This is a genomic window from Marinobacter sp. H13 (genome assembly GCF_059072335.1).
The window spans coordinates 3,022,534-3,037,356 of sequence record NZ_JCACRU010000001.1; the positions used below are offsets into that span (position 1 = coordinate 3,022,534).

Sequence of the window (14,823 nt, forward strand, 5' to 3'; positions counted from 1 at the left end):
ATGGGCCATCTAACGCCGAAAGACGAGCAACGAATCATCAAGCTGATTGAAGAGTGGTCAGAGCCGAAGTTGACCTGGCCGTTGCTTGTGGAGGCCTGCAAAGAGGAATTAGGGATTAGTCGTGCTCGCCAGTCTCTGATGAAGCTACCTGCCGTTGATTTGGCGATGAAAAATCGTAAGGCGGCATTGAAGGCTCAGAACCTGAAGCCTGGCTGGATCAAAGATATTCAGGCGGCCAACCAGCGCATTGAGGAACTGACCGCGAAGAATCAGAAGTTATTGGCAGCCGTCCGAGATATGCATGCGCGTTTCCTTATTTGGCAGGCGAACGCTGACATGCACGGGCTTTCGCAATCAGAGCTAGAGCAGCCGGTCTCCCAGCTTCAAAAAAAGACTTAATCTCTTGAAGCTTCGCTCAAGCGAGGACGCGAGTAAATTTTGTGCTTCAAGATCCGGTCTGGAGCATGCTGGAAAACGCCTACTTTAGCCCCTAAATTCGTCAAATTTCTTGTGGCGAGGAATTAGTATGATGGGAAGTGTATCCAGTTATCGGACGCCCATCGGAAACCTTATCTCTACCCGAAACCTGAACAATTTGTTCAAAGCAGAAGTAACAAGGCAGTCCACTCGCAATTTTTTTACCTTCGATCATCCGAGAACGCCCTGATACCCGGTAAAAAAGCTAGGAATTCGCGAAATGGGGTGTGGGCCCGAGTGTCCTTCGGCAAAATGCTCTAAGAATTGTGGTGCAAAGGTGCAATTTAAGTACCCTCGCCAGTCCGATCTTTCGATCGTTATTGAAAAACGCCGTTAGTTTTACATTCTTCTTATTTTTTCGGGCGCCCATCGGATTTATCGGACGCCCACTGGAAACCGTGTCTCTACTTAAAATCTGAACGTTTCTCGTTCAAAACGAAAGGTACAAGGCAGCCAACTGGCAATTTTTTTACCTTCGATTATCCGAGAACGCCCTGACACCCTTAAAAAAAGGGCGAGGAACTCGCCAAATCGAAAGTGGATCCGAGGTCTCCTTAGGGTCGACTGCTCATGACAGGGCCTCCTATGCTCGAATCATAGGTCAGGAGTGTCTAGTGGACCAGGGTAAGTCGATTTTTTTACCCTCGCCAGTCCGCGATTCCAACCGCATCGAGAGTAAATGGCCTCTGGTTTCACAATTCTTCCTATTTATCGGACGCCCATCGGATCGAGTGGTGACGCCCAATTACATCTTGGAGATGGACTTTTTGTAGGGCGCGGTGCTCGATGGCTGGCGACTTGGCTTTTTGACTATCACTGATCCTCTCATTGCGGAGTGTGGCCCGGCATCGTGGTCAAAAAGCATAAATCGTCGGCCGTATAATCACAACGGCGAAATCGACCTCCCTCTTCTCCGCCCTTCGCCCACCATTTCCGGATGCCGACCGAGAGAAGAGTCCTGTCTTGACCTGTCATTTTTTGGCCCCTCGATATCCTGAAACTGGAGCTCAGAGCCCGAATGTCAGGGCGCCAGCCAACATAAACAGAGAAATGAACCCTATTTCTGGCACTTTCTCCAACCAATCATGCTAGCAATGAGGTCGAAGGCGAGGTTTTCCGGATGCCGATTAAGAGAGTTGCCCTGTATTGACCTGCATTTTTTTGCTCCTCAATATCCATAGGGCGCAACTCAAAGCCCAAATGTCAAGGTGCAACCAAGGAGAATCGTTGTGCCGAATCGCTCAGTTCCGCGCAGGTATCGGCGACCTTGCAACGGCATCGGTAATCCCCCCGAAAAGCAGAGGCAACTATAATTTGGCAAAGTCGACCGCGCGTCAACCGGTCATATTTACGCTCTCAGTTATCCGGAATGCGGAGCCAAAGGCTTGAATTTCGATGGATGGTTCGGAAAATCTCTGGCGCATCCCTCCCCTCTGATTGCGCCAGAAAACATGCGGTTTGATGAAGAAAACAGAAGCAACTGAAGGGTGCTGAAGCGGATTAACCGGAATCAGGCATTTGGACGTTGTCGGAGGATAATAATCATGACGACCCACAGAATTGACGTAGTGACTGAAGCCAAAGCCCAAAGCCCCCAACTTACCGCTTGGTGGGGTGTAACGTAGACGATACCTGATGCCTCAAGGTGGAAAAAAATCGGTATGGCTAGGAGAGTCAAAGTAATCATACCTAGACAAGAGAGTAACAAAATCCAGGCAAGACTAGGCTTAACCAGAGCTGATAGACGTGCCAAACCAATCAAAGCTATTGGCATAAGAGCCAATAGCAGCAGCGTCGAATCAGATAAATCGATCAACGTGCTACCTCGAGGAGGTGTCGACAAAAACAAGCTTGACCTTCAAGCCTTTACCAAAAGAAGAAATGTTTAAGTGCGAGGACTGGAAAAATTGGTGTTCTAGCTTCATCGCATCGTCATCCACAGAGTTTTCGATAGAAAGTAGAAAGCTAGTTTAAATCAATCTTCTCCATGCGACCGTCAGATTGAGCCATGTACACGTCATCGTTGATGGCGTACGGCAGTGGTATTCCGCGCTTTTGGGCATTCACCTCGTCGTAGTAAGTGCGAATAATCTTGTCGTGGTTTTTACCGGCATTGCGGCGCATCTCGCGAAGCTTATCTGCTGTAGTAGCCATTTCAAAGTCCTCCTGAGGTGACGGGAATAATTTGCGTCATCGGCCCAGCCTCGGTTTTTATCCGAGAGCCACATAACCCAAGAACTGCATCAGTCTCCAGTTTACCCCGCCCTTTTCCGATTTCGCACTCCACCTTCCCAGTATTTTTCTCTCTTCAGGGTGACCAGTTAAAGAGTTCGAGTGTCCAGTACCCAGATGCAAACATCCCTGTTTTAGTTGCACAGCTGATCAGAGTTTTTCTTACTTTGGTGCTTCGCCAAATACTCTTATGGTGCTCACCCCTCTACTGGATCTTCAGCGCGCGATTGTTTGCTTTTGTTTAAAACTCGGCTTAAACATCCGAACTTTTGTGGTTAATGAAGTGTTTTAGTATCTCTCGCATCCTCATCTAAGGCCACATCCTTGGCTGCGCTATGCTTTCATCAGAAAACGGTGTTCTGTCTTCTCAGTGCCTGCGTGATCGGTTGCCCGAAAGCAGGAGGCGCTCCCCTCAGATTCAATTGATAGTGCAGAATCCCCAGTATCTCGTGTCGTGATATTCGATGCTGCCAGGCTTGGAGGATATCCCCCGCATCTTCGGCCAACTATTAGCGTCTGAGAAATGCAGGCGTCCAGCGTCAGTGGACCAGCCCTTGATGCGAATCTTCACGCGACTCATATCATCCGATATGCCCTCGAAATACCCCACAATCATCCCAGCCTCGCTTTTCTCTACATTCACCTGCTGACCGAAAACATTTATCCGGGGAACGGTGTATTCAAGCTGTCCCGCCATGCAGATCGGTTTGCCGATGTTGCCAGGATTGGCGAACTTTTCCATTGCGATGTCGCGTGCGAGTCTAGCCTGGGCTTCTTTGCGTGCATTATCTTCAGCCTTACTCTGGGCAATTCGCTCTTCACGCTCGAGCCTTTCTCTTGCCTTGATGGCGGAGTCCTTCAGTTGTTCTTCCGTCCATAGTTCCAGAGCACGTTTGTCGATTGTAGTGGTCAACTAATCCCGGACAGTATTTTAAGGTTTTCCTCAGCGGCAACGGGAGAAATACCACCGTTGAACGTGTGAGGTCGTTGCCGGTTGTAGTAGTCCATCAGATAGCCACCAACATCTTTTTTGGCCTCAGGCAGGTTCCGATATCCCAAGGCCGGTATCCACTCAGATTTCAGGCTCCTGAACAGCCTCTCCATCGGTGCGTTGTCCCAGCAGTTGCCACGTCGGCTCATGCTTTGTGTCATTCGATAGCGCCATAGTCTCTGACGGAACTTACGGCTTGCATACTGGCTTCCCTGGTCCGAATGGAACATAACTTTCTCTGGGTGACCGCGCAGTTCCCAGGCGTGGTCCAGAGCTTTGACGACCAGATCTGCATCCGGACTGGATGACAACGCCCAACCAACAACGCGGCGAGCATACAGATCCAGCACGACAGCCAGATAACTCCACCGCTGGCCGCTCCAGACGTAGGTGATGTCACCACACCAAGCCTGATTGGGCCGGTCTACCGTGAACTCGCGGGCCAGGTGGTTCGGGATATCCGGTCGTTCGACCGTGGCCTGCTTGTAAGCGTGAGGGCCTGGCTGCTTACAGATCAGCCCCAACTCGCTCATCAGACGTCGAACCTTGAAGCGCCCGACGACAATGCCTTCTTCGCTGAGTAAGCCCTTTATTGTCCGGCTGCCGGCAGAGCTGCGGCTCTTCGTGAACAGCCGGTTTACCTGGACCTTCAGGGCCAGACGCTCAACATCCACACGGTTCCGCCGTTGGCGGTATTCGTAGTAACTAGAACGACTGATATCAAACGCATTGCAGACCATTTCAACAGGTATTCGCTCACTCAACTGGTCTATCAGCGCGTACGATTCATGTCGTCCGACATCAAGAGAGCGGTAGCCTTTTTTAGTATGTCTTTCTCCTGTTCAAGGCGCTTGCAGCGGGCTTCCAGCTCCTGAATACGGCGCTGCTCCGGGGTTAACGCCTTGCCCTTCGGGGTGACACCGTCACGCTCCTCGGTCAATTGGTTAACCCAGCGCCGGATAGCACTTTCACCAATTCCCAGAGACACGCTCGCCTGGGGAATCGTGTAACCTTGATCCAGCACCAAGCTGGCTGCTTCCTGTTTGAACTCAGGAGAAAAAGAACGTCGCTTTCTGGTCATCAGACACCTCGTTTATGGTGGCGATATTACCACCTACGTTGGTGTCCGGAATCATTGAACCACTACAGCTGGGACAGCCGCCGTACAAGATAGAGATCCAAGGCGGGGAGCCTTTGGTAAGGTTCGATCTTGTGAAGGACGTCTATGCCAAAGCGGTTGAAGCGCTGGGAGAGGATTACTTCGAGATGATAATCACGACCAGTCTCTCCCTGATCGACGAGGCTGTGTTGAACTGGGCTAAACCGAGAAAAGTCGGTTTCTCGACTTCCCTTGATGGGTCCGAAGTTGTTCACAACAAGAACCGAATTCTGCCGGGAAATAATTCCCATGCGCTTGTTGTCAGGGGCGTAGAGGCAATAAACAACGTTCTTGGTCCCGGACGCGTCGCAACAGTTACAACTGTGACCAAAGCCCTTCTAAAAGAGCCCGAGTCTCTTGTCAGGGCTCACTTAGAGCTTGGTTTGAATGAGATGTTTGTGCGCCCGATTAGCCCCTATGGGTTTGCAAATAAACGCGGGGAAGCGGGCTACTCATTTGAAGAATACATGGACTTTTACGATCGGCTGCTTTCCATCCTCGTAGAAAGAAATCGCGAGGGTCATCCGTTACTCGAGCACTCAGGCGCCATTCATTTAAAGCGCGTTTTCAATCCCGGATTCAATAGTTACGCAGACCTCAAGTCGCCCAGTGGGTTCCTGTTAGATTGCGTGATGTTTAATTATGACGGGCAGATTTTTGGGAGTGACGAGGCAAGGATGCTTCAACGAGTATTAGGAAACGTGGATTTTTCCTGTGGGTCTCTGGAGAATTTTGATGCGAAGTCAAACCCGCTTTATACAAAGGTTCTGACGGACTCAATGAACTTCATTCATCCGGGATGTGAGCAGTGTGCATATCAACCTTTTTGTGGGACGGACCCCTGTCAGTCGATAAGCGAGCAAGGAGAACCTATTGGGGATAAATCCATTTCGACATTTTGTAACTATCACAAATCAATGTTTCGATATTTGGTAGACCGGTACTACAGCGATCATGATGCAAGAGAACTGCTGGAGACTTGGCACCATGGTTAATGCTGTGAGAAAGGACATCTTTGCAGTCCCGTCGGACATTGAACTTGACCCCGGTTGTCGACTTCTGAGGAAAGCCGGTAACACGACCCTCAGCTCAGATGGTTTATTGGATGAAGTTCTGGTTCTTCGTGAAGATTCAGCGATTGAACTTCCGGAGTCCGGGCCCAGTTCTCGGTCTCTTGTAGTTTCAACGGAGCTTTACGATTCGATCGAAGATGGTGACGTCGGAATGTTCACAGGTAGAGGGAACGTTCGAGTAATTCTCTCTCGTAGGGCGAATCACAATACCCTATTGGTGACTGAGAGATGCGACAACCGATGTTCGTTTTGCTCTCAACCTCCCAAGCAGAACAATGATGATTGGCTTCTTAGTCAGGCCGCTATGGCTCTGGCCGCTTTTGGTAGTGAAGAGACTGTCGGAATAAGCGGAGGTGAGCCTCTTCTCTACGGGGACGCTTTTGTGAAATTTCTGGATTTTGTCCAGAAGAGTTCTCCTAAAACTGATTTGCATGTCCTTTCCAATGGACGAGCATTCTCAGACAGCTCTTTCGCAAAAAAAATTGGGGCTAGAGCAAGCTCTAATATCACGTTTGGGATACCGCTCTATGCGAGCTTGGGAGAAGTTCATGATGAGCTGGTTGGAGCACCAGGTGCTTTTTCAGATACTGTGAAAGGCCTCATAAATGCCGGTAATGCTGGGATCCCCATCGAACTGCGCTTCATTCCAACACAAATGAATCTAGATGAAATAGTCCCGACCATCGAGTTTGTTCTCCGGTGCTTATCTAACGTCATTCAGATTTCTATCATGAATTTGGAGCCAACGGGTTGGGCTCGCAAAAACTGGTCAAACCTTTATTGCGATCCCAGTATTTATGCCCGAGATCTCAAGCGAGGCGTGAGAATGGTTCGCGATGCAGGACTGCCTGTCCTCCTGTTCAATTACCCCTTATGCCACTTACCGGAAGAACTCCGAGATGCCGCTGTAAAGTCCATCTCCGATTGGAAGAATTTCTATCCAGAAGAATGTGACGATTGTGTGCTCAAGCAAAGTTGCTCGGGCTATTTCAGTTCGTCTCAAGGGAAATTCCACGAGTCACCAAGGAAGATAGTATGAAGAAAAAAAATAGTCTGGCCGCGCTTCTGCCGGGGTTCCTCGCAATCTCAGAGGGAACAAATGCGATTGAGGAAGCACCTAATACTGAAGATGCCGTCTTTGACGCGTTACAAGGGATCGAGATCGCGCCGTTGAACGTTCATACACCGCTTTATATTGCAGCGCATCGTAGCCATAGCTCTCATCGCAGCCACAGTTCTCATCGGTCATCTTCGGGCAGCAGCGGTTATAAATCATACCCTTCCACTCCTGCGCCTAAACCAACCCCTAAAAGATCTAGCCCATCTCCGAGTCCCTCCTGGCCGAGTACGGCAGATCCTTTAGGGCAGCCATCGACGCCTGCGTTCACTGCTCCGAAAACTACAAAAAAAGACTATAGCGACCGAATGAAGGTAATCATGCGAGTACAGCTCGGTTTAATGCTTGGGGGGTTTTATGACGGGGAAATCGACGGAATGATGGGGCCTAAAACTCGGATGGCGATAAAAGATTATCGTGATGAGAAGAATCTATCCGCCGGGAACCTCATTGACTCTGAGCTTCTGAACTCACTGGGTATCGCAGCGCAATGATAAAAACCGTGTTTCAGGTTGTAGTGATTGTTTTCTGCATTACCTGGGTTGGAAAGAACATAGTCGCACCCGCCGCGGCATATTTTTACTTTCAGGGTGACTATAAGCGCCTCGCATCTCAGTGTGCCAATGCCATGGACGAAACATGGTTTGCAGAGCAAGAAGGCTCGGATGAGCTTAAGCAATCTGCGGAAGTCCACCTGATGGTCTGTCATGAGTACGATAAAACGCGGAAAGTGATGTTAGTAATGGGGCTGTCTGAGAACGTTCTCGCGTACCTAGGGTTAAAGGCTTTGGAGACTGAACAACAACCTGTAAGTCGCCTTGTAGAACAGCACAGGTTTCGGGAAAGATGAGTTCATACGGTCGGTTAAGCCTTGTAACTGCGCTCCTCTTTTTTTTAGCTAGCGGTCGAGCAGCTGCCCTGACGCTTGATCAGCAGCTCGACATGATTATAGATGTATATCGGCTTTCTCCAGCGCTATGCGACATCGAGCAAGGATTAAAAGACCCAGAAATGGCCTCGGTCGGTGAGGTACTCTTTTCGACGCCCGTCCTTAGCGGCTATCAAGATACTTCTTGTGCGACTTGCCACCTTGATCAGCGAGCACTTACGGACGGACTCCCCATGGCTGTTGGTGTTGGCGCGGAGGGTGAAGGAGAAGAGAGGCTTTCTGGTGATGGAGTTGTAGTCCCGAGGAACGCTTTCACGCTTTTTGGTCGGGCATCTTCTGAGTATGAGGTTTTCTTCTGGGACGGAAAGGTGTTTGCTCAAGATGGAAAAATCTTTTCGCCGATCGGGGAAGGAAGGGACTTGGGCTTTAGGTCGCCTTTGGCCCTGGCGGCAATTTTACCTCTACTCGCTCGTGATGAATTCCTTGGAAAGCAGTCATTCATAGAATCGACCGCCCATCTTGACCTCATAGACTCATCCTACTATGGCGAAAAGGTGGATGCTGCCAATGAAGTGCTCCAGTTGATTCTTGCGGACACTAATAATCAACTTGTGGGTCAGCTCTTGGAGGTATTAGAAGAGAATGGGTTTTCTGCAGCCCAAGTGACGCTGCCATTTGTTGGAAATGCTTTAGCGAGCTTCATCGCAGAAAAAGTCAGTAACTGCCCAAAAACTGATTGGGAACGGTATTTAGACGGACATGTCGACGCTCTTAGCACGGAAGAAAAGCGGGGAGCGATAGTTTTCTTCGGTAAAGGTCGTTGCGCTGCGTGCCATTCTGGTAGCCGCTTTAGCGATTTTCAGTTTCATTCGATCGCTGCACCGCAAGGCGATCTTGGGACCCATATTCATGGCCAAGATATAGGTCGGGCAGGTGTAACTTATGACAAAGATGACCGCTTCCGATTCAGAACGCCACCTTTACTATTAGTTTCTGAAACGCCCCCATACGGACACAGCGGCGCTTTCAGCAGCTTGGAGGAGGTCGTTCTGTTCCACATGAATCCGATTCCATTCTTTGCCGAGAAGGGCTGGAACTCGACACGGGAAAAGCTTACTTATGGCAAGATTCTGGGAAGTCGATCGGAGCTGCTGCAATACATCGATGTCACTTCAAGTGAAGAGTTAGAATCGTTGGTTGCCTTCCTGAGGACTCTGTGAAAAAACTTTATCTGACAGCAAGGGCCAACTGCGCATAATCTGGGGTTTTGGTGAATGGGCATTGAAGTGATGGTGCCAGGCCTCTCCCTGGCGCGTCACACCACTGGGCAGGTGTCGCGTTTGCCTGGCATCCGTGCCGGCGCCGAGCCCCGGTCGTCCTGACCAAACGACTCGCGTTGAGTATCTGTTATTGGGGCGCCCGGGGTAATCCGAGATCTCTGTAAATCCGATAAGACATTTCCTACAGCGAGACACGCTCCGCTACAGGCTTTGCCATACCCAATGAATTCAGAAAGTTACGGATGAAAGGAGCGGTCAGTGCGGTATTTCCAGTGTTTGGTTCTGGCTTCGTCGTGGGTCATCGGGGTCGTGCCTGTGGCGGCGGAAACCATCAAGAAAACGTCGTCAGGCATTTGTCACCCGCCAGAAAGCAGCTGGTATGAGCGTACCGAGAACTATACCGCCTACGACTCTGTTGAGGCGTGCCTGGAGGCGGACGGGCGACTGCCCCACGGACTTAAATTGGCGTCGCTTAGCGAGCGCCAGACGCGCTCTGGTGGCCGGAAAGAATATACTCGGTCTGCCTTCGGTCATGGCTGGGGCGACGCCGATGGGGATTGTCAGGATTATCACTGTGCGCGAGCATGAGATTATTTGTTGACAGCAAGCCAGCTCTTTTGTATTGTCATCAAAAAGCACTATGTGATAATTATGATAACTGTTCAAAAAGTTACTGGCATTGAACTAACGCCCTCCTTACACATCTCCAGCTATTTTTTTTGGCATCGAAAAAAACCTCTGTTGGCTCCCACACTTTTCGCCTTAAGTGTAAGCGCCAATAAATCCGCACCTGTGGCTGGCAACTGAATTTCGCCACACTGATTCCTGCTTTCAAATGAAGGAGGAATCCGATGACCACCCCTGATTTACATCAGTTCTGGCAACAGACGCTATCGGACTGGCAGGCCTCGGGCCTGTCCGGTGCCGCCTACTGCAAACAAGAGTCCCTTGTTTACCACCGGTTTGTCTACTGGCGGCAGAAGCTGACTGGCCGCGAGGAGCCCAGCAAGCCGGTTCAAACTCGATCCGGATTCGCCCGCGTGGCACCGGTTGCGAATGCCGGAGCCGGTCTGACCGTGTCACTGCCCGGCGGCGTATCAATCACCGGCCTGCACGCTGGCAACATTGAGTTGCTGGGCGCGGTGCTGAGGCAGATGTGATGCGTCACCGCTATCTGCGTCCCTCCTGGGATCTGCCGGAGATCTATCTGTACCGAAAGCCGATCGACTTCCGCAAGCAGGCCAACGGCCTAGCCCTGTTGGTGGAACAGGAACTGGGGCACAGCCCGTTCTCTGGAGCGCTTTATGCCTTCACCAACCGGCAGCGGAACAAGATCAAATGCCTGATGTGGGAAGACAACGGCTTTGTGCTCTATTACAAAGCTCTGGCTGAAGAAAAGTTCAAATGGCCAGGACCCGCGGATGACTTGATGTCGCTGACCGGTGAGCAGATCAACTGGCTGCTGGACGGCTACGACATCACGCTGTTGAGAGGCCATAAAACCCTGCATTATGAGAGCGTTGGATAGTGCTTTTAGTAGCACTTTTTTGGTGTGCCAGGACGTTGTTTTTGCTATAATTTCGCCATGAAATCAACGCCTGATAACGCCTCTTCAACTCCCGATTTCAGCGGTCTCTCCACCGCTGAAATGATGTCTGTTATCAGCAATCTGCAAGCACAGCTGGCCGCTAAAGAAGACGCCCTCCAGAACCAACAAGTTCAACTGAAACAGCACGACGAGACCCTCCAGCGTCGCGACAACTATATCGCCATCCTCGAAGAACTGCTGCGTCACAAGAAGATCCAGCAGTTCGCGGCCAGCAGTGAAAAGCAGCCCAACCAGATCCTGCTGTTCGATGAAGCGGAGCTGGAAATCGAGATTGATGAACTGCGCGAGGAGCTGCCCGAGGATGTCGAAGAGGCCGACGCTCCTCGTCGTTCCCGCAAGCGTCGTCAGCGTGGCTTCTCTGATACGCTACTGCGCGAGCGCATTGAACTGACCCTCAGCGACGAAGAGAAAGCCGGTGCCACCAAGACCTTCTTCACCAAGGTGAAAGAAGAGCTTGAATATATCCCGGCCCAACTGAAAGTGCTGGAGTACTGGCAGGAAAAGGCGGTGTTCGAGCAGGACGGCGAAGAACGGATTGTTGCGGCTGCTCGGCCAGCACACCCGCTGGGTAAGTGCATCGCCACCCCATCACTGCTGGCCTGCCTCATTACCTCCAAGTATGCCGACGGCCTGCCGTTGTACCGGCAGGAACAGATGTTCCAGCGCCTGGGGCATGAAGTGAGTCGCACCAGCATGGCTCACTGGATCATCCGGTTGAATGACGTCTTCCAACCGCTGATCAACCTGATGCGGGAAACCCAGAACGGCAGTGATTACCTGCAAGCCGATGAAACCCGGATCCAGGTGCTCAAGGAAGACGGCAAATCGGTTCACTCCGACAAATGGATGTGGGTCACCCGGGGTGGCCCACCGGGACAACCCTCTGTTCTGTTCGAGTACGACCCATCGCGAGGTGGCAAAGTGCCGGTGCGCCTGCTGGATGACTTCCAGGGCATTCTGCAAGCCGATGGCTATTCCGGCTACGGTCAGGTCTGTGCCGCGAACAAGCTGACCCGAATCGGATGTTGGGACCACGCGAGACGTAAATACGTGGAAGCGGCCCGGGCTGCGCCGGCCAAAGGCAAAAAAGGCCCACCCTCAAAAGCGGATGTGGCCCTGAGCCACATCCGCAAACTGTACGCCATTGAAAAGGCCGCCCGAGATCTGAGCGATGAAGAGCGCTATCAGTTACGTCAGGAAAAGAGTCTGCCATTGCTCAACACCTTCAAAGCCTGGCTGGAGAAAAATGCCCCCCAGGTGATGAAAGGCCTGCTCACCCGTAAGGCCATGGACTACACCCTGAACCAGTGGGACACTCTGGTTGGTTACTGCGAACGCGGTGACCTGAACATCAGCAATGCCGGTGCCGAGAACGCTATTCGCCCGTTTGCCCTCGGCAGAAAGGCCTGGCTCTTCGCCGATACCTCACAAGGGGCGAAAGCCAGCGCCACCTGCTATTCGCTCATAGAAACCGCCAAGGCCAATGGCCTGGAGCCCTCCGCTTATATCCACCATGTGCTGGAGCGCATTGCTGGGGCCGATACACTGGAGAAGCTTGAAGCCTTGCTGCCCTGGAATGCCGAGTTGCCGGCTTTGAAAAAAGTGGCTCAATACGATTAGGGCAAGTGGGTCGATTTAACGGCGCTTACCCTTAAGTGAATCTATGCGCGGCGCATCAGAGAACACAGTTAGAAGCTACAAAGACCGATTAAGGACTTTTTTCACAGCATTGGAGGATTGGAAAGGAGTGGACCAATGGAACGCTCTTACTGATCGAGATATCTCTGCTTATGTCCATAGTTACCTCATTCAAGAGAAAGGATTAAAACGAAAATCAGTCGAAAATCACACTGCAGCACTTAACCGGTTCTACCGGTTTTCAAGATCCATCGGGCTGATAGAAAATATTCCAAACTTTGAAATCAACCTGTCAAATTTTGATTTTAAAACATCAACGCTCTCAGCAGATTCGATCGCAAAATTACGGGAGACACACATTTCCGAGGACGATTTTCAAAATACTGTACTACCAGCGTCTCAATTAATTTCAAAATCAACCTTTACCAGGCAAAGGGCAGAACTAGTTCTAATGCTTGGTTATTATGCGGGATTGAGAGCGCGAGAAATTATCGATCCGAGAAATCTCGATACAACTGTCCTGGAAGCCAAATTAAATGCGAGGTCAACACTCAACGCCGCAATCGAAATCGAAATTATAGGAAAGGGCGAAAAGTTGAGAACAGTTCCCTGTCCGCCACGGTTAGTGTCATCTATATCAAAGTTTATAAATGGAGAGAGGGGGAAGCTTCCGCCTGGCCCCTTAATTTGCAAAAAAAATGGATCATGGCTCGGAAGCTCAGACCAATTACCTAGCCCGAATTTCTCATGAGGGGATAAAAGAAAGCGGCTGAAAGTGTTAAAATTTCAGGACCTTACACCATCAATCAACACCAACAACCGCTATCCAAAATGGTACCTCAAAAACTGACCTTCTCGCCACTTTCCCGCCGCCAGATTGAAACCGACTTCTCCGGAGGCCATATCACCTCCGATGCCGGCTTGCTGTTACTGCGCGAAGTCGACAAACAACACCGGTTAACCCAACGGCTGGCCGAGACGCTGACCGACCAGCGGGATCCCCGGATGATTCGTCATGAGCTCAAGTCCCTGGTCCGGCAACGGGTCTACGGTGTGGCCGGTGGCTACGAAGATCTGAATGATCATGAAGCGCTTCGCTTTGATCAGGCACTACAAACCGCCACGGGGAATGCCTCGACTCTGGCCGGCAAGTCCACGCTTTGTCGAATGGAGCAGGCGATGGATCGGCAAACCATTGTCAAAGCGCATGAGTTGCTCTGGCACCACTTTATCGAGCAGCATGAGAAGCCGCCCAAGGAAATCGTGCTGGATTTTGACGGCACCGATATTCCGGTGCACGGCGACCAGCCGGGTAAGTTCTTTAACCGGTATTACGACCATCACTGCTACTTCCCGCTTTACGTCTTCTGCGGTAGGCACTTGCTGGTGAGCTATCTGCGCACCAGCAATCGAGGTGATGCCCGGCACAGCTGGGCCATTCTGGCGCTGCTGGTGCGATTTATTCGCGAGTATTGGCCACAGACCCGGATCGTGTTCCGGGGCGACTCCCACTTCAGCAAGCCCCGACTGCTGGCCTGGTGCGATCGCAACCAGGTGGATTACATCGTAGGCATGGCCCGCAACCAGCGGCTGGAGGCGCTTGCCGCCCCAGCCATGGACAAAGTCCGGACCTACTACGAGGCTCATGGCCATAAGCTCGCCAGCACCTTCCGCTTCCGCTACAAAGCCCGAAGCTGGCATAAGCCACGCTGGGTGGTTGCGCGCCTGGAATATGGCCCTCAAGGCCCGAACCCCCGGTTCGTTATCAGCTCCCGCTACGATGACGGATTCAAGCTCTACTACGAACAGTATTGCGCACGGGGTGATATGGAGAACCGGATCAAGGATCAACAACTGGATCTGTTTGCCGGTCGCACCTCCAGCACACACTGGTGGACCAACCAGTGGCGGCTGATCTTATCCGGCTTCGCCTACACCCTGTTCGAGCGTTTGCGGGTGCATCTGAAAAACACGCCCTTCGAACGTATGAGTGCCGGCACCTTGCGCTTGAAGCTGATCAAGGTTGGCGCAGTCATCATCCGCAACACCCGCCGAATACGGGTGTTGATGAGTGATAGCTATCCACACAAGAACGATCTCTCAGCACTGGTTCAGCGCTTGGTGCCCCAGTAGATAATCGGGCTCCCCCGGCCCGATACCAATGGGGGAAAGGGGGAGTTGTGCCTGAATGCCGGAAACTGGCTAAATAATCGCCAACTTCGACCATGACCACTCGGATCTGGCACTACCAGGCTTGGTCTGCGAAGGTTGTTGGAGCACTATGAGAAATCCGGGCTAGCGATGTATTCGCGTTTTGCCGAAGCAAAATCCTCAGCACTGAAGGAAGGTCAGACATTG

15 protein-coding genes are annotated in these 14,823 nt (G+C 51.4%); 12 read left to right on the forward strand and 3 right to left on the reverse strand.

Annotated elements, in window-relative coordinates:
- Positions 1–399 (forward strand): hypothetical protein, encoded by a 399-nt coding sequence (locus AC5JQH_RS13985; protein WP_219496312.1) that lies wholly within the window; start codon positions 1–3, stop codon positions 397–399.
- A 2,043-nt stretch (positions 400–2,442) separates the two neighbouring features.
- Here AC5JQH_RS13985 and AC5JQH_RS13990 read toward each other — a convergent pair.
- The 3 genes from AC5JQH_RS13990 to AC5JQH_RS14000 form a co-directional block, all read right to left on the reverse strand.
- Positions 2,443–2,631: a hypothetical protein gene (locus AC5JQH_RS13990; RefSeq protein WP_219496315.1), complete on the reverse strand. Its 189-nt coding sequence runs from the start codon at positions 2,629–2,631 to the stop codon at positions 2,443–2,445.
- Between the two features lie 496 nt (positions 2,632–3,127).
- Entirely contained in the window at positions 3,128–3,622 is a 495-nt protein-coding gene (locus AC5JQH_RS13995) for a hypothetical protein (protein WP_493805698.1), read from the reverse strand.
- Positions 3,619–4,781 (reverse strand): IS3 family transposase gene (locus tag AC5JQH_RS14000; RefSeq protein WP_348296564.1). Its coding sequence is split into 2 segments (ribosomal slippage): positions 3,619–4,526 and positions 4,526–4,781, totalling 1,164 coding nucleotides; the frame shifts between segments, so codons are not numbered across the junction. Before AC5JQH_RS14000 ends, AC5JQH_RS13995 begins: the two co-directional genes overlap by 4 nt.
- 14 nt (positions 4,782–4,795) lie before the next feature.
- Here AC5JQH_RS14000 and hxsB point away from each other — a divergent pair.
- The 11 genes from hxsB to AC5JQH_RS14055 all read left to right on the forward strand — a co-directional run bounded on the left by hxsB (position 4,796) and on the right by AC5JQH_RS14055 (position 14,598).
- Positions 4,796–5,854, forward strand: a complete 1,059-nt coding sequence (gene hxsB, locus AC5JQH_RS14005; protein ID WP_493805699.1) for a His-Xaa-Ser system radical SAM maturase HxsB — start codon at positions 4,796–4,798, stop codon at positions 5,852–5,854.
- The gene (hxsC, locus tag AC5JQH_RS14010; protein ID WP_493805700.1) at positions 5,847–6,971 is read left to right on the forward strand and encodes a His-Xaa-Ser system radical SAM maturase HxsC; all 1,125 of its coding nucleotides are present in this window, start codon (positions 5,847–5,849) and stop codon (positions 6,969–6,971) included. The genes hxsB and hxsC overlap by 8 nt, the downstream gene beginning before the upstream one ends.
- Positions 6,968–7,543 carry a His-Xaa-Ser repeat protein HxsA gene (hxsA, locus tag AC5JQH_RS14015; protein WP_493805701.1) on the forward strand — a complete coding sequence of 192 codons (576 nt, stop codon included), beginning with the start codon at positions 6,968–6,970 and terminating at the stop codon, positions 7,541–7,543. The genes hxsC and hxsA overlap by 4 nt, the downstream gene beginning before the upstream one ends.
- Positions 7,540–7,899, forward strand: a complete 360-nt coding sequence (locus AC5JQH_RS14020; protein WP_007155098.1) for a TIGR03982 family His-Xaa-Ser system protein — start codon at positions 7,540–7,542, stop codon at positions 7,897–7,899. The genes hxsA and AC5JQH_RS14020 overlap by 4 nt, the downstream gene beginning before the upstream one ends.
- A complete protein-coding gene (locus AC5JQH_RS14025; RefSeq protein WP_493805702.1) occupies positions 7,896–9,158 on the forward strand; it encodes a His-Xaa-Ser system-associated MauG-like protein in 1,263 nt (420 codons plus the stop codon). Before AC5JQH_RS14020 ends, AC5JQH_RS14025 begins: the two co-directional genes overlap by 4 nt.
- A 318-nt stretch (positions 9,159–9,476) precedes the next feature.
- A complete protein-coding gene (locus AC5JQH_RS14030; protein WP_493805703.1) occupies positions 9,477–9,806 on the forward strand; it encodes a hypothetical protein in 330 nt (109 codons plus the stop codon).
- Positions 9,807–10,069: 263 nt separating this feature from the next.
- The gene (tnpA, locus tag AC5JQH_RS14035; protein WP_008169631.1) at positions 10,070–10,378 is read left to right on the forward strand and encodes an IS66 family insertion sequence element accessory protein TnpA; all 309 of its coding nucleotides are present in this window, start codon (positions 10,070–10,072) and stop codon (positions 10,376–10,378) included.
- Positions 10,378–10,746, forward strand: coding sequence for an IS66 family insertion sequence element accessory protein TnpB (tnpB, locus tag AC5JQH_RS14040; RefSeq protein WP_008169629.1), 369 nt, complete (start codon positions 10,378–10,380; stop codon positions 10,744–10,746). The genes tnpA and tnpB overlap by 1 nt, the downstream gene beginning before the upstream one ends.
- 57 nt (positions 10,747–10,803) lie before the next feature.
- Positions 10,804–12,447, forward strand: coding sequence for an IS66 family transposase (gene tnpC, locus AC5JQH_RS14045; RefSeq protein WP_248185957.1), 1,644 nt, complete (start codon positions 10,804–10,806; stop codon positions 12,445–12,447).
- A gap of 43 nt (positions 12,448–12,490) precedes the next feature.
- Positions 12,491–13,216: a tyrosine-type recombinase/integrase gene (locus AC5JQH_RS14050; protein WP_493805704.1), complete on the forward strand. Its 726-nt coding sequence runs from the start codon at positions 12,491–12,493 to the stop codon at positions 13,214–13,216.
- Positions 13,217–13,296: 80 nt separating this feature from the next.
- Complete coding sequence (locus AC5JQH_RS14055) at positions 13,297–14,598, forward strand: IS1380-like element ISMaq3 family transposase (RefSeq protein WP_011784498.1); 1,302 nt, start codon at positions 13,297–13,299, stop codon at positions 14,596–14,598.
- The last annotated feature ends 225 nt before the right edge of the window (positions 14,599–14,823 follow it).